The 19,617-nt window shown below is 38.6% G+C and carries 17 protein-coding genes and 1 pseudogene; 6 read left to right on the forward strand and 12 right to left on the reverse strand.

Features of this window, described 5'->3' with window-relative positions; translation table 11 throughout:
* Positions 1-63 precede the first annotated feature (63 nt).
* Positions 64-1,170: an META and DUF4377 domain-containing protein gene (locus tag IEV17_RS03225; RefSeq protein WP_004663193.1), complete on the forward strand. Its 1,107-nt coding sequence runs from the start codon at positions 64-66 to the stop codon at positions 1,168-1,170.
* Between the two features lie 91 nt (positions 1,171-1,261).
* Here the strand turns inward: IEV17_RS03225 and gdhA are convergent.
* Positions 1,262-2,645 (reverse strand): annotated as a pseudogene (gene gdhA, locus IEV17_RS03230) (NADP-specific glutamate dehydrogenase).
* A 344-nt stretch (positions 2,646-2,989) separates the two neighbouring features.
* Here gdhA and IEV17_RS03235 point away from each other — a divergent pair.
* Together IEV17_RS03235 and nth are read left to right on the forward strand one after the other, a co-directional pair.
* Positions 2,990-3,790, forward strand: coding sequence for an RnfABCDGE type electron transport complex subunit B (locus IEV17_RS03235; protein ID WP_004663195.1), 801 nt, complete (start codon positions 2,990-2,992; stop codon positions 3,788-3,790).
* Positions 3,791-4,477 carry an endonuclease III gene (gene nth / locus IEV17_RS03240; RefSeq protein ID WP_004663196.1) on the forward strand — a complete coding sequence of 229 codons (687 nt, stop codon included), beginning with the start codon at positions 3,791-3,793 and terminating at the stop codon, positions 4,475-4,477. It abuts the gene before it with no gap.
* Here nth and IEV17_RS03245 read toward each other — a convergent pair.
* The 9 genes from IEV17_RS03245 to IEV17_RS03285 form a co-directional block, all read right to left on the reverse strand.
* Positions 4,474-4,656: a hypothetical protein gene (locus tag IEV17_RS03245; protein WP_034601825.1), complete on the reverse strand. Its 183-nt coding sequence runs from the start codon at positions 4,654-4,656 to the stop codon at positions 4,474-4,476. The two genes, nth and IEV17_RS03245, sit on opposite strands and share 4 nt — an antisense overlap.
* 64 nt (positions 4,657-4,720) lie before the next feature.
* Positions 4,721-5,905, reverse strand: coding sequence for a VWA domain-containing protein (locus tag IEV17_RS03250; protein ID WP_004663198.1), 1,185 nt, complete (start codon positions 5,903-5,905; stop codon positions 4,721-4,723).
* Positions 5,906-5,908: 3 nt separating this feature from the next.
* Positions 5,909-8,266, reverse strand: coding sequence for a DUF5682 family protein (locus IEV17_RS03255; RefSeq protein ID WP_004663199.1), 2,358 nt, complete (start codon positions 8,264-8,266; stop codon positions 5,909-5,911).
* Positions 8,267-8,340: 74 nt separating this feature from the next.
* On the reverse strand, positions 8,341-9,423 hold the full coding sequence (locus tag IEV17_RS03260) for an ATP-binding protein (RefSeq protein WP_004663200.1): 1,083 nt from the start codon (positions 9,421-9,423) through the stop codon (positions 8,341-8,343).
* A 32-nt stretch (positions 9,424-9,455) separates the two neighbouring features.
* On the reverse strand, positions 9,456-11,093 hold the full coding sequence (locus IEV17_RS03265) for a hypothetical protein (RefSeq protein ID WP_004663201.1): 1,638 nt from the start codon (positions 11,091-11,093) through the stop codon (positions 9,456-9,458).
* Positions 11,084-12,415 (reverse strand): SWIM zinc finger family protein, encoded by a 1,332-nt coding sequence (locus IEV17_RS03270; protein WP_004663202.1) that lies wholly within the window; start codon positions 12,413-12,415, stop codon positions 11,084-11,086. Before IEV17_RS03270 ends, IEV17_RS03265 begins: the two co-directional genes overlap by 10 nt.
* A gap of 184 nt (positions 12,416-12,599) precedes the next feature.
* Positions 12,600-13,253, reverse strand: a complete 654-nt coding sequence (gene adk, locus IEV17_RS03275) for an adenylate kinase (protein ID WP_004663203.1) — start codon at positions 13,251-13,253, stop codon at positions 12,600-12,602.
* Between the two features lie 83 nt (positions 13,254-13,336).
* Positions 13,337-14,650 (reverse strand): DUF445 domain-containing protein, encoded by a 1,314-nt coding sequence (locus tag IEV17_RS03280; RefSeq protein WP_004663204.1) that lies wholly within the window; start codon positions 14,648-14,650, stop codon positions 13,337-13,339.
* A gap of 63 nt (positions 14,651-14,713) precedes the next feature.
* Complete coding sequence (locus tag IEV17_RS03285) at positions 14,714-15,235, reverse strand: hypothetical protein (RefSeq protein WP_004663205.1); 522 nt, start codon at positions 15,233-15,235, stop codon at positions 14,714-14,716.
* A gap of 241 nt (positions 15,236-15,476) precedes the next feature.
* Between IEV17_RS03285 and mrdA the strand changes: the two genes are divergently transcribed.
* On the forward strand, positions 15,477-17,477 hold the full coding sequence (gene mrdA, locus IEV17_RS03290; RefSeq protein ID WP_004663206.1) for a penicillin-binding protein 2: 2,001 nt from the start codon (positions 15,477-15,479) through the stop codon (positions 17,475-17,477).
* Positions 17,477-18,025, forward strand: coding sequence for a 16S rRNA (guanine(966)-N(2))-methyltransferase RsmD (gene rsmD / locus IEV17_RS03295; RefSeq protein ID WP_004663207.1), 549 nt, complete (start codon positions 17,477-17,479; stop codon positions 18,023-18,025). Before mrdA ends, rsmD begins: the two co-directional genes overlap by 1 nt.
* Here the strand turns inward: rsmD and IEV17_RS03300 are convergent.
* Entirely contained in the window at positions 18,022-18,426 is a 405-nt protein-coding gene (locus IEV17_RS03300) for a hypothetical protein (protein ID WP_004663209.1), read from the reverse strand. The genes rsmD and IEV17_RS03300 overlap by 4 nt on opposite strands.
* A 79-nt stretch (positions 18,427-18,505) precedes the next feature.
* Positions 18,506-19,111, reverse strand: a complete 606-nt coding sequence (locus IEV17_RS03305; protein WP_004663210.1) for a GNAT family N-acetyltransferase — start codon at positions 19,109-19,111, stop codon at positions 18,506-18,508.
* A 141-nt stretch (positions 19,112-19,252) separates the two neighbouring features.
* Here IEV17_RS03305 and IEV17_RS03310 point away from each other — a divergent pair, with 141 nt between their 5' ends.
* Complete coding sequence (locus tag IEV17_RS03310) at positions 19,253-19,603, forward strand: hypothetical protein (RefSeq protein ID WP_004663211.1); 351 nt, start codon at positions 19,253-19,255, stop codon at positions 19,601-19,603.
* The last annotated feature ends 14 nt before the right edge of the window (positions 19,604-19,617 follow it).

The raw sequence follows: 19,617 nt of genomic DNA on the forward strand, positions 1-19,617 counted from the left end.
ACATTTTATTTTTTTAAGAATACTTTAAGCTTATCACTGTTATTTATTTACTGTTGTTTGACTATGAAAATTAAATATTTAGTTCTTGCCTTATTACCGCTTTCTTTGATGGCGTGCCAAACTGTACAAAATGTAACTGATAATGTTATTTCTCAAATTAATACAACTGCAGCAAAAAATTTAACTGAATATAATTGGACTTATCAAGGTTCAAAAGCATCAAAACCTTTAGTTTTATCTTTCGATGATAATCAACGATTATCTATTCAAACTGGTTGTAATAATCAAGGTGGGACTTGGAAAGTTGAAGGTAATACCATTGTAACCTCACCACTAGCATCAACAATGATGGCGTGTGCGGATGATTTAATGCAACAAGAACGCTTATCTGCTGATATTTTTAGTGAGAAAAAAGTTCCTTTCACACTCAGTACCCAAAATGATCAAGCAATCTTGACGGTAACTGATAGTAAAGGTCAAAAACATGTATTTACAGGAAGCAAAATCGTGAATACGAGTGTGTTAACAAACTATACTTGGTCATATCAACCAACTGATACAAAAAAACCAATCGTATTAAGTTTCTTAGCTAATGATCGTTTATCTGTAGACACTGGTTGTAACCGCTTAAATACCTCATGGAAAATTGAAAATGGTTCAATTGTTACAGGTAACGGCGCTTCAACAATGATGGCATGTGAACCAGCGCTGATGAAACAAGAGCAATTTGCAGGTACACTTTTACAAAAACGTAAAGTTCCATTTGAAATCAATGCAACAAATTTAGACCAGCCGAGCTTAACTTTAAGCGATGCAAACGGTCAAAAATATACGTTCCTTGGTAAAATGACAGCTGAAGCAAAATACCAGTCTGAAGGTAAAATCGTTTTCCTCGAAATTTCACCACAAACTAAATCATGTACTGGTGTAGCACCGCAAACTTGTATGCAAGTTCGTGAAATTAAATATGACGATAAAGGCATCAAAACATACGCTGATAAAAATTGGTCACTTTACTATGGTCAAATCGAAGGTTTTGAACATAATCCAAACCAACGTGTGATCGTTCGAGTTAAACGTTTCGACATTAAAAACCCTGCTGCCGATCAATCAAGTATTGCAGATGTATTAGATATGGTGGTTGAACAAGAAATTGTGAAAAAACCATAATTTTAGTCAGCTAAATAAAAAATCCGATGTTTCAACATCGGATTTTTTTATGGAAATCCCCTCTTTATTAAAGCGGGAGTTTAGGAGACCCTTAATAAATACCCTGCGCGAGAATGGCATCTGCTACTTTGACAAAACCAGCAATATTCGCACCATCAACATAATTGACAGTACCATCTTCTTTGGTCCCATATTTTAAGCAATTGGCATGAATATCTTTCATGATGGCATGTAAGCGTTCATCGACTTCACCATGTGTCCAACCGAAACGTAACGCATTTTGAGACATCTCAAGACCAGAAGTTGCAACTCCGCCTGCATTTGATGCTTTACCTGGTGCATACAAAATCTTAGCTGCGATAAATTTTTCAACTGCGTCCAAAGTAGATGGCATGTTGGCTCCTTCTGCAACACACATCACACCATTTTCTAGTAATAATTTTGCATCTTCTGCACCTAGCTCATTTTGAGTGGCACAAGGTAATGCGATATCAACAGGAATATGCCAAGGGGTTTTACCCTCAAAATATTCAAAACCATGCTTCAATGCAAACTCTGAAATACGTCCACGCTTGATATTTTTCAGCTCCATCACTTCGGCAAGTAATGCATCAGTGAAACCATTTTTTACAAAAACAGTGCCATTCGAATCTGACAGACTCACCACTTTTGCACCTAAAAACATAGCTTTTTCAGCAGCAAATTGCGCTACATTCCCCGAACCCGAAATCGAAACCGTTTTTCCTGCAAAGCTATCACCACGAGTTTTCAGCATTTCTTCAGCAAAATAAACAGTGCCATAACCAGTCGCTTCTGGACGCATTAAACTTCCGCCAAAAGAAATACCTTTGCCCGTAAAAACACAAGCCGTATCATTACTCAGCTTTTTCATCATCCCCGCCATGAAGCCTACTTCACGACCACCAACCCCAATATCACCTGCTGGAATATCGGTATTCGATCCTAAATGACGATATAACTCCAACATTAACGCTTGGCAAAAACGCATAATTTCCGCTTCTGACTTTCCTTTTGGATCAAAGTCTGAACCACCTTTACCACCACCCATAGGGAGAGTCGTTAATGCATTTTTAAAAGTTTGCTCAAAACCCAAAAATTTTAAAATCGATAAATTTACTGAAGGATGAAAACGCATGCCACCTTTAAATGGCCCAATCGCTGAATTAAATTGAATCCGAAAAGCTCTATTCACATGAGTTTGACCTTGGTCATCCATCCACGATACACGAAACTGAATAACACGTTCAGGCTCAACCAAACGCTCTAACAAACCGTATTGAGCGTATTTAGGATTTTTCTGTATAAAAGGCCATAAACTCGTCATGACCTCTTCTACTGCTTGTAAAAACTCAGGTTGATATAGATCTCTAGCTTTAACATACTCCAAGAAATCATTTAAGCTATCGTATTTCAACTCTCACCCCCAGATAGTGATTTAATTTAGTGCAAAAAATGCACCAAAATAGAATATTAAACACATTTAATACCCTTTATGATCAACTCTCAACCCAATTTTCATGAAAAATATTTTTTATTATTTTAAATCAATATTTTAAATTTAAAAATATTCATTATTTTTATAATAAATATTCAAAAAATAGCTTAAATCAGCGTTTAACTTAGTAATAAAACATCAGAAATAATTCAAAATACAAAATTTAGCACCAAAATAAAACAATGTTAGCACTATAAAATCGCAAAAATAAAAAGTCTATCAAAGTAGATTTAAACAACGATTGCCGCCGATTAAACTATTCTTTGCTATAATAGCGATACTGTTTTTATCCTATCTTCTTTCATGTCAGTTTCAGCACAACAACTCTCTCTTATCGTTCAAGTAGACCAACTTTTACCACAAACGCAATGTGGTTTATGTGGACATCGTGACGGTTGTTTACCTTATGCAAAGTCGATCGTGGAAGGTGAAGATGCAAACAAATGCGTTCCAGGTGGACAACCCGTTGCAGATGCACTTGCGACATTATTAAAAAGACCAACAATGATTGCGGAACCAAGTGTTTGGGACATTCAAGCAGATGGTCGACCGCAACAAATGAAAGCGATAATTCGTGAAGATGAATGTATCGGGTGTACTAAATGTATTAGTGCCTGTCCTGTTGATGCAATCATCGGTAGCGGGAAATTAATGCATAGTATCTTGACTGATCTATGTACGGGTTGTGAGTTATGTATTCCACCCTGTCCTGTAGATTGTATTGATCTGGTCGCAGATTCCAATCCATTACCCACAGCTCAACAACGTACTCTTGAACAAGATGATCTAAGACATCGTTACTATGCGCATATTCAACGAGAAGAAAAACGTCGTTTGAGTCGTAAAGGACCGATTGTTCGTGCTGAAATTGATACTGAATTTTTTGCTCAATTTTCTCAAGCACTTAACAATGTACCCGTGATCACACTCATGGATAAACCGAAAGAAAATCCTGTATTAGATGCAAAAACGACAATTGAACTTGCGAAAATTAGAACGCAAATCAAAAAGTTAGAAAAGCAGTTAAGTGTACGTGCAGATGAATCCAAGCAAACACAATTGCTTGATTTGCAAAAACGTTTAAATGAATTACAGGGAATCTAAATGCCTGTCAAAAATATGACCAAAAAACAAGTTCAGACTTTTTTTGAACGTTTACGTACACAAAGACCACATCCCCAAACGGAGCTGAACTACAGCTCTCCTTTTGAGTTACTGATTGCTGTTTTGCTTTCTGCACAAGCAACCGATGTCAGTGTCAACAAAGCGACTGATAAACTCTATGCTGTTGCCAATACTGCACAAGCTATTTTAAATCTTGGGGTTAATGGCTTAAAAGAATATATTAAGACGATTGGCTTATATAACGCTAAAGCTGAAAATGTGATCAAAACTTGTCAGATTTTAGTTGATCAATATCAAGGACAAATTCCAGAAACGCGAAAAGAACTGGAAGCTTTACCAGGTGTAGGGCGTAAAACGGCAAACGTTGTGCTCAATACCGCCTTTGGCCACCCTACTATGGCAGTCGATACCCATATTTTCCGTGTTGGCAATCGTACTGGTTTGGCAGTAGGTAAAAATGTTTTAGAAGTCGAAGATCGATTAATTAAGGTTATTCCTAAAGAGTTTATTATTGATGCTCATCATTGGCTGATCTTGCATGGGCGTTATTGTTGTATAGCACGTAAACCTAAATGTGCTGAATGTATCGTATCCGATGTCTGCAACTGGCCTGAGCGTTTTGAATTTGGAGCCGTAAAAACAATTCCAACAAAAAACCTCAGTTAATCCTGAGGTTTTTTACGCTGCTGTAATTTGGGATGTAGCTGACGTTCTCGACCATTTTTCTTATTTTCCGAAGCCTGTTGTTTCTGCACATGACGCAGCATTTTTTGACTTTGATACAATAAAAACAACAGTAAAGCTAAACTTAAAATTACCACCACAATCAAAATAATTTTCAGCAAAGACATATCCTCAATTTACTCATACGTTTCGACTTGCATGCCGTAACATCATCTTTAACCTCTATTATGTCAGATTTTGCTGGGTTGCATACCATGCATGAATATCTCGTTTTTCAATAGCCGTCGCCATAAGTTCTGGAAATTGATCAGGTGTGCAGGCAAACGTTGGAATCCCCATATCCGCAAAGATCTGTGCATGTTGGGTATCGTACCAAGGTGCACCGTCATCAGACAATGCCAGTAGCGTAATCACTTGCACACCACTATCTAGCATTTCAGCCACTTGCTTGAGCATTTGCTTAGCATCTCCACCTTCACATAAATCACTGATAAGAATAAAAATGGTATCTTCTGGGCGAGTGATTTTACTACGACAGTATTTAATTGCTTTAGCAATATCGGTTCCCCCACCCAACTGTGTACCGAATAACACATCCACTGGGTCTTCGAGTAAAGGGGTTAAATCGGCTAACTCAGTATCAAACACGATCATTTGCGTACTGACTGCACGAATACTTGCCATCACCGCCGCAAAAACACTGGAATAAATCACGGAAGGTGCCATCGAACCACTCTGATCAACACAGAGTACAATGTCTTTTAAAGCCGTTTGTTGACGTGGATGACCATGTAACTCATGTGGAATAATCGTTTTAAAATCTTCCTGCCAATGTTTCAAATTAGACTGAATGGTGCGCTGCCAATTAATGTCTTGCATGCGTTTAGGACGGCGTGTATGTGCTGAGCGATTAATACTGCCTCGAATCGCTTGCTGTAATGGTTGCTTTAGACGATTTTCAAGTTGCTCTACCAACTGACGCACCACGATACGTGCAGTTTCTTTGGTTTTTTCAGGCATCAAATGATTGAGTGAAATTAAGGTAGAAACCAAATGAATATCGACTTCTACACTCGCTAACAATTCGGGCTCTAACAACATTTGTTGTAAATTTAAACGCTCTAAAGCATCTTTTTGAATAACTTTTACCACAGAAGATGGGAAATACTGGCGAATATCCCCCAACCATTGTGCCACCCTAGGACTAGAATGCCCCAAACCACCACGGCGATTAGGCTGTTGCGCCTGATAAAGCTCATTCAGACATTCTTGCATTTTGGTATCTTGCACCGACCAATTCGGTAAATGCGAAGTCGAATTTGGGACTTGTCCTAAAATTAATCGCCAACGTCGTTCTTGTTCCGCAAGGTCAGGTTGCTCTAAAGTGATCAGTTCTTCATTCATATTCATCACTTAAACCTCGACAGCAACAGGCTGTAAATACGCGTAAATTTCATCTAGTACCGTTTGAGCACGTGCAATATATAAAGTACCGACCTCTTGTTTGACTGCAGTCGCTTTCTGCGTCACTTTCTGAATTAATTGCTGTGCTTCAGCAGGGCTAAAACTTGAAGCTGTTCTGGCCAAAATTGGCAATAACTCAATGAATTGCTGTTCTTGTAATTGATTGACCCATTGGCTCACGGTGTCCCAAAGACTTTGCTCATGAATCAATAACAAAGCTTGATGGGTCAAGAAACCTTCAAACCAAGCCGCACTATAATCCGCCGTCTGCCCGATCGACAAAGCTCGAGACAGAAATCCCTGTGTTTGCTCCACATCAATCAAGTGCTGTTCTCGAGCTAAACGTACACAACAACCATGCAAATAACCTTGCATATGTTCCAACTGCAATAACTGATGTAAGGTCTCTTGCCAGAGCTGTAACAATTCATCTTGTTGTAATTGTTCTAAAAGCTCATATAAAGTTTGTAGTTGTTGGGCAAATTGCTGAGCCATTTCGGCATTCAGTTGTACACAATAACTTGGCAAACTCAACATCAAACGAATCGCTAAATGTTCTACCACTTGATGTAAATGTTGCATTGAAAATTGGCGCACACTGCCATAACGAATTGCCGTAATAAGCGGCTTTAAAGTTGCCAAAATAATACTTGGGTCTTGATGCTGAGTAGTAAGCTCATTCAATTTATCCAAAGCCAAATTTAGGCTTTGATCCAAACCAGACAATAAAATGCTCTCGATCAGTTGCGCAATTTGCGCCACATCTTCACATTGTCTAATCTGATGTTCGACATAACTTTGTGTGGCAAGCTGAATGCTATTGCCCCACAACGACATTTCATTCAGATATAAACTAGTTTCAGGCTGCCAAGACAACTGCCAAACTTCTTTAAAGTTACCTTGTTTTGAGCCTGTACCTGCTAACTCTGCCCAAGCGAGACCAAGTAATTTCACGCAATGTAAAAATTGACTTTTTGCCAAGTCGAAGGCTTCACGTAAATCCAGACTAATGTCACGATGAGGTGCTTCGAGCTTCAGACGGAAATGCTTCACTTGCTGTAAAAAGTCTTTTTGAATGGGCAACTCAATCAACTCATCAGGCACTTGCCCCAATTGCTCGTCTTCAAGCAATTTAGCTAAAATCGGTTGCGGAATATCTAAGCCGTGATTTAAGACCGAACGAATTGCCTCAAATAAATCTTCCAAATCAGGAATACGTCGTCCACGTAATTGCAATAAAGATTGAATCAGTTGTACCGCATCAATAATCTGAGCACTAGAAGCATCGTGACCTGCTTGGCGTAAGGCATGGGCAAATTTGCTTAACCAATCAATCGTAATTTTTTCACCATCTGCCTCTGCATCTAAGGCTTGTTGGTAATGCTTCCAAAGATGGGTATACCATCCAACCGCTTGTACACCTGCACCATAGCCATTGTCCCTGCTCAAACGCCCATGTGTCCATGCAATCCATGCAGCATCAACTTTGACTTTAGGTAAGCCTTTGAGCAAGGCGGTATCTGCTTTATTTTGCGCTTTTAAATCCGCCAATACAGGTGCATGCCATGCACCACAAATCACCACAATATTTTGGTAGCCTTGCTTTTCTGCCTGCTTGATCACTTTGCGCATGTAGGCTTCGCGATACTGCTCTAGCAGTTGGTCTTCACTACTATAATTTTCAGGTTGCTGGCTTAGCAAATAATCACGCAAAGCTGCCATGGCATCGCTAATTGCGGCAAACATTTGTCCAGCGTGCGGTTGCTGTTCGACCAAATGTTCCCAAAAGCGTTCACTGTCTTGATAACCTGCCTGTTCTGCCAAAAGTTGAATTGGATCTCGGCGAATCGAAAGATAATGCTGTTCCAAGTTCTGTTCTGGCTCAACATCACCTTGCTGATTAGACTCAATCTCTTGCTCGTCTACTAATGCTTGTTCGTCTGCTGAAGCTTGCTGTAAACATTGTTCTGCCCATTGTTTTTCCAGCGCAAAACGATGTTGCAAAGGCAGATCCATAAACTCTACTGCAATTTGCTGACGCAACGCATATTGTAAGGCTTGCCACTCTGGTGAAAACTCAGCAAAGGGATAAAAAACCGCTTGTGAACGCACTTCTTTTTGTACAGGGGTATTCAACAATAATGCAACAGGCGGCTTAAAATCGGCATGTTGCAATTGAGCAATGATTGAATTGGCATCAGGTGGTCCTTCAATCAAAATACAATCAGGTTGAATCGAAGCCAAAGCATTACAGACACTACGCGCCGAACCAGGCCCATGATGACGAATACCGAGAATATGCAGCATTTTTTATCCTTTATTCCGATCACAGCTTCTCCCTTTCAAGGAGAAGATTGGGATGAGGTTTTTATTATTTGGTTTTATTCTAAATCACGACAAGCACGATACAGGTCTTGCCAACCCTCACGTTGTTTAATCACGGTTTCAACATATTCTTTCCAAGGTACGATATCTTGCACAGGATCTTTTAATACCGCACCTTGTAGACCTGCTGCCAACTCATGATCAGTGACATCGCCCGAACCAAAATGCCCTGCCATAACCCAACCATGACTCATCACTGAAATGGCTTCAGCCGTTGATAAAGTTCCTGTGGTGGTTTTAAGTTTTTGCTTGCCATCTAAGGTTTGCCCATGACGTAACTCTCTAAAAATCGTCACCAGTTTTTGAATTTGAGCATCCAAAGGCTGAATCTCAGGCAGTTGTAAACTTTTACCTAATGAATGAACACGCTTTTGAACAATCTCCACTTCTTCAGCGATAGTTGCAGGCGGTGGTAAAATCACGGTATTAAAACGACGCTTGAGAGCAGAAGAGAGTTCATTCACCCCTTTATCACGATTATTGGCGGTGGCAATCACACTAAAACCTTGTACCGCTTGATACTCAATTCCCAACTCAGGAACAGGCAAATTTTTCTCTGAAAGTAAAGTAATCAACGTATCTTGGACATCAGCAGGAATACGAGTCAGTTCCTCCACACGCGCGATCTTACCTTCTTGCATTGCACGTAACATCGGGCTTTTCACCAAAGCATCTTCACTTGGGCCCTTGGATAATAATTGGGCATAATTCCAACTATAACGTAAGGTATCTTCACTAGTTCCAGCCGTACCTTGAATCAACAAAGCGCTATTACCTGAAATCGCCGCTGCTAAATGTTCAGATACCCATGATTTTGCTGTCCCTGGCACTCCTAATAATAATAAGGCGCGATCAGTCGCCAATGTTGCGACTGCAATTTCCATCAAACGGCGATTACCAATATATTTCGGTGAAATCACTGTGCCATCAGCTAAAGTTGTTCCTAGTAAATAATCAACCACTGCTTTTGGTGAAAGCTGCCATTGAGGAGGTTTTACTAAATTGTCATGTGCTTTTAATGCATCTAATTCATGAGAAAATTGTTGTTCTGCACGTGCACGTAAAACTTGTTGAGACATCTTGATTATCCTAATTTATGATTTCTTGATCGTTAAGCAATAAATTTTTGTTTGTACTGATTCAATTGAATGAGCTGTTTCCATTCAGAAATAGAAAAAAGAGCTTGTAAACTACTGATGTCGATTGGATAAGCTTGCAAAATCAGCCATTGAGCCTGCTCTTTTAATAATGCAAATTTCTTCTGATCCTGCTGCAAATCTAAGTTCATATATGCATGTTGTAATAAAACGACTGCCATTTCTGAGATATTTTGAACATCATGCAGCGCCTTAGCACGCTGAAACAACAACCAGAAATGTTCTAAATCTTGATTTTGGTAATGGGACTCAAGTTGCTTTAATAACAATCCAGTTGCTGGTTCTTGGTCTAGTAAAATAAAGACTAACTCACGTTCAAACATGTTCCCACTTGATGCCGTTACAGCTTCACACCATTTGACTTGATGTTGGTAAAACCATAAAGCTAAATCATGTCGTTGCTCTCGATAACAACACACAATAAACGCATTCCAAATTGAATCTTTTTGCTGTGAATGCAATGAGAATAAATGCTCCCAAGCACCAAATAATTCTAACCAATACGCAAGTGGCAATTGGATTAAAATTCTTTTGAGATAAAGTACGCCCTGCGAACTTGCACAAAATGCCTGATAAGCTTGCTCGACTTGAGCACTTTGGTAAGCTGTTTTTAAACTCTTACGACTTTCAACCAAATTAGCTTCTCGATCAAAAAAGCCATAATCATTGAGGGCATCATCTTGATCTAAGTTAATGTCGAACTTAACTTTTTTAGCTTGAGCATCGTAGCTCAAACATAAATGCAGTAACGCCATAATTTCGTTATAAAGCGCATTATCTTGATAATATAAATAGAAAGCTAATGCAGCGTTACTACTTACTGTCGCTGCATTCTGTGGTTCTAATGTTTTTACATGCTGGTATAAAGCTTCAAATTGAGTCACTGGCATATTATATGTCACAAGACTCTCAGCATGACTTTGCAAATGATTTCTCTGAATCGATTGTGACCAAAACTCTGCTATATGTTGATGAATAAAGTTCGGCAAATGACCGCATAATTGGCTCATCAACAAAGACCATTCGCTACTTTTTGATTTCTGTAATTGACGAATCAATGGTGCTGCGTCTTGTTGCTTCACATATTTCCACACCCTTTTTGCATCATCCAAACGCGTTGTCACATCGCCCTGAAATGCAAACTCAGGCAGAATAGAGGCCAATAACACAGGGTTTCGACACAGTGGCAAAACTTTCAACACCAAATAACGAGGAATCACGTGCTGCTGCTGTTGAGCAAGCTTCAAAATTTGAGTAACCCAATCTTGATATAAAAATGGCGACTCTTGTGCAACAACCCATTTCAAAATTTGCACGAGTTGATTATCCAATTGCTTTTCATTTTCTATCTGATCAATCTCAGCAATATTCTTTTGTAATGTTTCAGGTACACATTGCGCTTGATAGCCTGCTTGTTGCATCAGCACCCAATATTGGTTCAAGACTAATAAATCTTGAGCTGAATCAATCTGCTGAGGCACATAGATTTGCAATTCACTCGGTACTTTTACAGTCTGTTTAAACTGTTGCCCTAGTGTCAGTTTGAGTAATAACTGCTGATTAAACTCACTGTATGATAGACTTAAAGACATTCAAAGTGCCCTCCTTGCCAAATACTCACCAGTTTAAGTTGCAATCCATTCCATTCAACGCCTGCACTAAATGGCTCAGTCCCCACTAAAAACCATAGCTCAACAAATTGTTTAATTTCAATTTCACACATCTTTTGATCCTGATCGATCAAATAAATCACTTTGTCATGTTTGACTAAACGTAATTGCTCTAGCCAGAAAAAGCGTACTAACTGCAAAGGATATTGTTTTAATCCATTCGCATATTGAGTAAATGCTTGATCAAAATTATCAAAGCCTTTTGGCGCAACCAGCGTTAGGCCCAAATCATTGAATGACATTAAATTATCTTCTAAACGAAGACGTTGTTGGCTTACCACTGGATAAAGTTTGGCATTTAAAGCCAGTTGTTTTTGGAAAGGTAACGTTAAGCCAAAGTTCGAATAAGGTGGAATTTCAAAATCTAATAGCAAATAGTCGCGTAAATTTTGACTATCCCACAGCCATTGACGACGATAACGTCCACGAGTATTCACCAACTCCTGTGTTACTTGTCCTAAGGCATAAATATGAAGTATCTGAGCGGATATGTTATCCCACGCATCAGTTGGCAAATTCACACCAAAAAGCTGTTTTAGTTCTTCATAAAGTTCTGGTTTGAGCTGTTGACGGTTTTGCCATAAATGAACGGCTGTTTGTAATTTAGCTATCCAAAATGAACTCTGCATTTGCCAATCACTTTGATACAGTGCACTCGAAAACTCATCTAAATAGCTGACTAAACCTGCAACTTGAGCATCGACCAAACGACTTTGAATATCGCGGAACTTTTCATGTTGTTGTTGACGCAATCTCCCTAGTCCCATCGTGACAACATCATTCAACCATGTTTGTAATGCCTCAATGCCTGCATCCATTTTTTTTTCACGTGCCAATTGGCGTTTCGCACGTGCTTCTTCATCAATCGGTTTATCAATCTTGTTTTCTTTTTTCTCAAGTGTTTTAGTTTTTTTATCTCGCCATTTTTGTACTCGATCAGGTATGCTTTGTTCATCTGATTGCACAGTAAATTTATCTTGATACTCGGTATAAACAAACAATAATGCTAAAGCATGTTTACAAGGTCGTTTAAAACTTGGACAACTACATTCGCATTTAAGTTCAGGTAAAAAAACTGCGCTTTGATAAATCGCACTACCCTGAATTTCTCCCCAAATCCACTGATCAGTCGAACCCGAGATATTGTTCCACGCTTCAAATTTTGCGAGTTTCTTGGCTGATTTTGCCGAACTAGCATCTGGAATAATTTGCTCGACTTGATCAGATTGAATCGTCAGCAACATAGTTAACCCTTTAAAATAATTCTAAGTTTCAGTATTTTTAAATTGTACGCTTGAATGAAATATAACGTTTTTTGTTTAGTTTTTATATCATTTAATCTGACATAGCGACATTTTATGTCGTAGATAATTATAGGTATAAAAAAACTGTCTTATGGCTACATAAGACAGTTCTATCAAAATTAAATTATTTATCTAAAATAGCAAATAATTCTTTTTGAACTTCTTCGATTGCACGTAAGCCATTCAATTTATCATAAGTTGGTGCATTTTCACCTGAAGCAGCACGACCTTGATAAAAACCTACTAACTGTTCAGTTTCACTATGGTATGAACCTAAACGCTTGCGAATCGTTTCTTCTTGATCATCTGGACGTTGTACCAAGTCTTCGCCAGTTTCATCATCCTTACCTTCTACTTTAGGTGGATTATAAACAAGGTGATAAACACGACCAGAAGCTGGGTGCTGACGACGACCTGAAAGACGTTGAACAATCTCTTCATCTGGAACATCAATTTCGATCACATGATCAATTGAAATACCCGCCGTTTCCAAAGCTTCAGCTTGTGGAATCGTACGTGGGAAACCGTCAAAAATACAACCGTTCACGCAATCTGGTTGAGCAATACGCTCTTGAACCAAACCAATAATGAGTTCGTCTGATACTAAACCACCAGACTCCATAACACTTTTCGCTTTAAGACCTAGTTCAGTCCCTTCACGAATTGCAGCACGGAGCATATCACCGGTTGAAATTTGTGGGATATTGTAGCGCTTACAGATCAACTGAGCTTGAGTACCTTTACCTGCCCCAGGTGGTCCGAGTAAAATAATGCGCATAAAAGAACATCCTCATTTAAAAACAATAAATCTTAAATTGAGCAATATGATACAGATTTATTGCTCAACCAACATCAAATTAATTATAAGAAAGCAACAAATAAGTGGATTAAACCTGCAAAAAAACCAGTCACACCACCCAATACAATTAGGATCCACTCATCTTCTTGGAACGCTGGTCGCAATAAATTCTGGAACTCTTTCGGTGTTAGTTCACGGATGCGGTCTCTAAACATTTGAAAGATCTTCTGCGCACGACTTGCATTCAGAGCTGGGTCACATACTGGACCCATAGTAATTTCAATTGAGCGATCAATCAAGTCGGTCTTGAGTCTAGCATATTCTCTTGGCCCTAATGAAAGCTGCAGTGAAGTTCTGACCAATGGAGTTTCCATAATTTCATTAATATGGCGCTTGACAATCCGACGAGTTTTATCTTTTTTACTACCATACATCATTTCAGTCATGATGGATTTCAGAGTAATTAAGTCTTCCGTAACCACGCTTGCAAATACATCAGAAACTTCCTCTTGGCGTTTCATAAATGCACCTTGAACGTTATATGTACCAATCCTTAGCACAGGAACAACCCATGGAAACTTACGATCTTTGGTCAAACGGAAAATCTGTGGGTAACGGATATAATGTGGTTCAATTGGGTTAAATACCATCCAAATCGCAATCCAGTTGGTTAAAAAGCCCCAGATTGATGCCCAAAAAGGAACTGTCCAATGCCAAGGCACCACAAACCAAACGATCATTTGGAAAACACCAAAGAACATTCCAATTAACGCACTGATATGCCAAATAAAATTAATTTCTTTCTGACCGACTTTAAGGAACATACGTACCATTAAACGGCGATCACCTTCCATTTGGCTGACCACCATTTCCCGCATGTCCACAAGTGACTCGACGTTCATGGTCAACTCAGTCACAAGTTCTTTTAATGTATTTGGTAATTGTTTATGGGCTTGCGCATAAATTCGACGTTTAATCGAGTATGGTAAGTTCTCCCACAACACAGCATTACGATCAACCATGACTTCATCAATTAAGTGTTCAAGTTCAAAACCAACTTGCTCACCAATGATCATTGCCATATCTTCTGGATCCATTGCCTCTAAAAACTCACGCAATGAACCCAACTTAGATAATGTATTATCGGTAATGATGCCCGAAATACGCCCTGCTTTACGCGGCACAATCCCCTGCCAACCTACAGGTAAAGGTCCTAAATGGAATCCCCAAAAATTAATTGGGTAAAACACCATTTTTAAAGCCATCCATACATGAGCCCATGTTACTAGGGCTGTCACTGGAATAATACTTAGGACCGCCAGATGGTCAGGTCGATTTAAAAAAATCTGCCACAATTCATTGACGTAATCAAACATGCATGACTCTCAGAATTATTGATACATTAAGACTTACAGAAGAATGAACAATCAGTCACACTCCTATAAGCCAAAACTTAACGTGTAAGAAATCTGAAAAACGGGCTCTACTTTTTTAACAGTATTCCCATTTCCATCTTCTATCTTGTCACGCACTCCCGCTCCCACACTAAATGTACTAATTCGATCACTATTCAACCAAACAAATGCTAAATCAGTACCAACACCTAAATTCCCTTTTTGTTTACCACCATAGTTTCTACTATCAAGATGACCAGCATAAAGGCCAAGGTAATAACCATTTTTATCTGTACCTGTTAAATAATATGGATAACGAAAGCCAATTTGCGCACCAGGTTCATTATCATCATTTAAAAAAGCGCCTACTTTTGCATAAGCAATGCCGTATGGGTTTACCCATTCAAGATTCGCATGTAGTAATTTTTTAGTAAAACCAGCACCAATATTCCAAGTTGCTACGTCTTTTGCCCCTTTTAATTTTGCTTCAGGCATATATGGATTTTCTTCAGCATGGACAACGCCGTTGAATGCTAAAACCGCTAGTAAAAGGTAAGATTTTTTCATTATTTTCTCCATTTTCCCTAAGAATGTATCTTGGACAATCCTATTTCAAACAGTTTGAGACTTTAACAGAATTATTTTGCATCTAATATACAAGTCCCTACAATTTTAATGTCTGCAAAGTCAAAAACTGTCGCGTCATCATTCAGATGATGTATTGAAAATACTACAGTATGATCATGCAACTTACGTTAAAATAACGCGCCTTTTATATTTTCTCCCTTGTAATTTAAGTCGACACCCTATGAAACAGCACTTTCCTTTAAAAAACATGCAGCAAGAAAAGCGCATTTACAAGGGTCGAATCTTCTTTGCTATATTCGTCGTCGCTATTTTTCTACTTTTATTAATTTGCCGTTATGCATATTTACAAATTATTCATTACGACGACTTTACAACAGCCTCGGATAAAAACCGGATTCGTTTACAACCTCTTCCACCAGCGCGTGGTTATATTTATGATCGTAACGGCGTACTTTTAGCTGATAATTATCCTGTTTTTACAGCGACACTGAGTCGTACAGATGTCACAGATATTGATGGAACCATTGCACGTTTAATTCCAGTACTGAGCTTAACCCAAGAAGATGTCGATCGTTTTAAAAGTCGCGTAAAAACTGCACGTAAAACGGAAAGAATTGCTATTAAGTTAAATCTGACTGAGGCAGATATTGCGAAATTTAGCGAAGTTAAATACGACTTCCCAGGTGTAAAAATTGAAACACAAATGACACGTTACTATCCTCATGGTGAATTATTTGCCCATGTGATAGGTTATGTGGGACGAATTAACGACAAAGAACTAAAATCTATTGATAAAGATTTATATGCCGGCACAAACCTGATTGGAAAAATTGGTGCAGAAAAAAGCTATGAAGAGTTATTACATGGAACACCGGGATATGAATCAGTTGAAGCCGATGCACATGGTAATGTACTCCGTCATTTAGGTCGTCAAAACCCAACGCGCGGAAATGATCTTTATTTATCGATAGATTATGGTCTTCAAACCATTGCAGCTCAACAGTTGGCAGATCGTCGTGGTGCAATTGTAGCAATCGATCCTCGAACAGGAGAAATTTTAGCACTGGTTTCTAGCCCGAGTTTTAATCCAAATTTATTTGTTACAGGCATCAGTTCAAAAGATTATAGTGGTTTACGTGACAACTTAGACCAACCACTTTATAACCGTGCCGTACAAGGCGTTTATCCACCTGGTTCGACGATTAAACCGATGTTCGGACTTGGCGGAATTCATTACGGACTTGTCGATTGGGGCACAGCAATTTCTGATCCTGGTTATTTTAATTTACCAGGAGATAGCCACCGCTTTCGTGATCATAAAAAGACAGGTCATGGTGCTGTAAATTTACATAAAGCTGAAGTTGTATCCTGCGATACCTATTTCTATATCCTGTCTTATCGTATGGGTATCGAAAAAATGAATGACTGGATGCGGCAATTTGGCTTTGGTGCAAAAACAGGTGTAGATTTACCAAGTGAAAGCACAGGTTTATATCCAAGTCCAGACTGGAAAATGCGTACACGTAAATCGAAATGGTTAAAAGGCGAAACTATTTCTGTGAGTATTGGACAAGGTGCATTTACTGCTACCCCATTACAACTTGCGATGGCTGTAGCAATTACTGCCAACAAAGGCTCTCACGTTACACCTCACGTTTTACGTGATAATAAGGGCGCAAAAAAATATTCTGTGCACAATGCTCCTGACGGTAAAATTCAATTTAATGGTACAGAGCAAGATTGGCTCAACATGCATGCAGCCATGATTGACGTGATTCAATCTGGAACGGGGCGTGGAATTAAGGGTGGATTACAATATTCTATTGCGGGTAAAACAGGTACAGCTCAGGTCAAAAGTATTGCTCAGGGCAAACGTTATAATGAAGCCGCTCTTTCCTCTCGACAATGGGATCACGGTTTATTTGTTGGCTTTGCACCAGCGGATAATCCTCAAATCGCAATTGCTGTCGTTTGGGAGAATGGTAAACATGGCGGATCGGCGGCTCAACTTGCACGTCCAGTCTTTGATTACTGGCTAGTCACTCGTAAAAATAATCCTATTCGTCCAGCCAACCATCAAGTGAGTGGCGGTTTAATGACTGCTGGTATTAAACCTGGTGAACTACCAAATAGTTCTGATTCACCTGCATCGACACCAGCAGCGTCAAGTTCAGTTACAACAACTGCTGCTTCTCATTCCAATGATGGAGTCACTGAATAATGAAAAATCAATTGCGTATCATCGGTGGTGATTGGAAACGTAGAACGCTACCATTCGCTAGCATTGATGGTTTACGTCCGACACCAGATCGAGTAAGAGAAACATTATTTAATTGGCTCATGTGGGATATACAAAATTCACAAGTTTTAGATTTATGTAGTGGTTCTGGCGCACTGGCTTTCGAAGCTTTATCACGAGGCGCTGCAAAAGTCGTCATGATCGAACCAGATCCAATTCAAGCTCGCTTTTTGAAAGAAAACATTCAATTGCTAAAAGCAGGCAATTGTCAGTTACTGACACTCACTGCACAGCAAGCATTAAAGAAATTAAACACTCATTTTGATGTTGTTTTTTTAGATCCCCCCTACGACCTAGCATTATGGGAAGAACTTGCTGAATTAGCCGATCCAATCATTGCCGAAAATGCGTTTATTTATGTAGAAGCGGATCGAGAATTATCTCAATTGCAACTCCCATCAACGTGGCAAAAGATCAAAGAAACCAAAGCTGGGATTGTGAGAGCTGGGCTGTATCAAAAACATGCTTAGAAAATACGCAACCAAAACAAACGAATTAACTGCCCACGATCAAATGGAAAACTGGAAAGATATTCGTAACCAATCCGATTATTTTTATTCAATTGATACACCATACCGTATCCAAGTGAAATCGAAAAATCATCCAAAGATAGATTGCTCGTATCTCCAGTTAACATCTTTTGATTAAATTGATTGGTTTGGTAAGCTGTATAGTTATAAACACGCCAACGATCATCTTGGAAAAAAAGATTATGCAAGATTGAATAATCTGTTTTAATTTGCGGATAAGCAGCATCAAACATACTCTCCGTTTTATCATGATCTTCTGCAAAAAAGTCATAATCTTTGGCACTTGCCAAACAAGAGCAACAGATTAGCAAGACATATAAAATAATGTTTAAAACTCGCATAAGAATTTGGATTGATGATGCTCATGCATAGCATAACGTGAAATCTTAGTTTTTATAAATATTCATATTCCAGATCGTGTTAGAAATACCATTCCATCCGTCTACCATTTGGTATTCTTTGAGTGTTTTCATCTTTAAAAGCTGTTTCTTCTACGACCTTAAAACCGATTCGCTCATATAAGCTTTGCCCTTTTGGATTTGCGTTAGAAACATCTAAAGACAACCCTGAATATCCTTGTTCAATGGCATGCATTTTAAGATGTTGTAATAATTGAGTGCCGATTCCTTGGCTACGATAATTTGGATGCACACCAAAATTTGCCACATGTAAACTCGTCTCACTGGGTTTTGTTACAACCGAACTAGAATTTAGTGCTCGCATCAACACACGAGGAAACCGAAATTTATACATCTTTAGAATATTTTTAATGGTTCCATTATCCATACGAGACAAATCTTTTGTTGCATAGCATGCCACGACAGCAATCACTTTCCCCTGATGCTCGACAACCCAATGTAAGTTATAGCTGGTATACCCATATTCAGACAAAAACTCTTTGTGAATAAAATGCTCCGCCGTAATTTGTTCATGCCGATAAATGTAATCAAATAGAGGCACGCCCGCACTATAGATCAATGGAACACAATCATATACGTCTTTTTTCTCTGCTTTTCTTATGTACATCATGATTCTCAGGTTATTTATCTTTAAAAAAATAAATTATTAAAAATTACTTAATTTTTTTTGTGTTGGACATTAAGAATTAATTTATTAAATTAATTTAATATACAATAATACAATAACTCAAATTTTACCTTATTTATCATGAAGCTTTTTTTCTCGTTTGTGCTCACAATCTGTTTAACTGGATGTGTTTTTGGCAAATCTAGTGAAGTCAAACGTGCAGAAAAAATTTTACAGAATTTCGAATGTAAAAATATTGAGACAAACCAAGTTGCTCCATCATCAATGTCTAATTTTTACCAAGAAACACTTGCGGTCAATAAGGAAAAAGTCTCAACTTATATCGAACAATATAAAAATGGTGAAGATCTTTTTGATATCCCACTAGATGAGGTTGTACAACAAAAATATCAATTATATAAACAAGCTTGTCAGGCACTTGGTGGTATATCTACAGAAAAACAACCCATTGACTTAAATACAAACAAGTAAGGTAAATCATATTT

This window comes from Acinetobacter modestus (genome assembly GCF_014636095.1).
Classification (GTDB): domain Bacteria; phylum Pseudomonadota; class Gammaproteobacteria; order Pseudomonadales; family Moraxellaceae; genus Acinetobacter; species Acinetobacter modestus.

Bases quoted from the DNA above. Each gene is read 5' to 3' on its own strand.
- IEV17_RS03225 (WP_004663193.1), top strand. From the start codon at position 64: ATGAAAATTAAATATTTAGTTCTTGCCTTATTACCGCTTTCTTTGATG.
- IEV17_RS03235 (WP_004663195.1), top strand. From the start codon at position 2,990: ATGTCAGTTTCAGCACAACAACTCTCTCTTATCGTTCAAGTAGACCAA.
- nth (WP_004663196.1), top strand. From the start codon at position 3,791: ATGCCTGTCAAAAATATGACCAAAAAACAAGTTCAGACTTTTTTTGAA.
- IEV17_RS03250 (WP_004663198.1), bottom strand. From the start codon at position 5,905: ATGAATATGAATGAAGAACTGATCACTTTAGAGCAACCTGACCTTGCG.
- IEV17_RS03255 (WP_004663199.1), bottom strand. From the start codon at position 8,266: ATGCTGCATATTCTCGGTATTCGTCATCATGGGCCTGGTTCGGCGCGT.
- IEV17_RS03260 (WP_004663200.1), bottom strand. From the start codon at position 9,423: ATGTCTCAACAAGTTTTACGTGCACGTGCAGAACAACAATTTTCTCAT.
- IEV17_RS03265 (WP_004663201.1), bottom strand. From the start codon at position 11,093: ATGTCTTTAAGTCTATCATACAGTGAGTTTAATCAGCAGTTATTACTC.
- IEV17_RS03270 (WP_004663202.1), bottom strand. From the start codon at position 12,415: ATGTTGCTGACGATTCAATCTGATCAAGTCGAGCAAATTATTCCAGAT.
- adk (WP_004663203.1), bottom strand. From the start codon at position 13,253: ATGCGCATTATTTTACTCGGACCACCTGGGGCAGGTAAAGGTACTCAA.
- IEV17_RS03280 (WP_004663204.1), bottom strand. From the start codon at position 14,650: ATGTTTGATTACGTCAATGAATTGTGGCAGATTTTTTTAAATCGACCT.
- IEV17_RS03285 (WP_004663205.1), bottom strand. From the start codon at position 15,235: ATGAAAAAATCTTACCTTTTACTAGCGGTTTTAGCATTCAACGGCGTT.
- mrdA (WP_004663206.1), top strand. From the start codon at position 15,477: ATGAAACAGCACTTTCCTTTAAAAAACATGCAGCAAGAAAAGCGCATT.
- rsmD (WP_004663207.1), top strand. From the start codon at position 17,477: ATGAAAAATCAATTGCGTATCATCGGTGGTGATTGGAAACGTAGAACG.
- IEV17_RS03300 (WP_004663209.1), bottom strand. From the start codon at position 18,426: ATGCGAGTTTTAAACATTATTTTATATGTCTTGCTAATCTGTTGCTCT.
- IEV17_RS03305 (WP_004663210.1), bottom strand. From the start codon at position 19,111: ATGTACATAAGAAAAGCAGAGAAAAAAGACGTATATGATTGTGTTCCA.
- IEV17_RS03310 (WP_004663211.1), top strand. From the start codon at position 19,253: ATGAAGCTTTTTTTCTCGTTTGTGCTCACAATCTGTTTAACTGGATGT.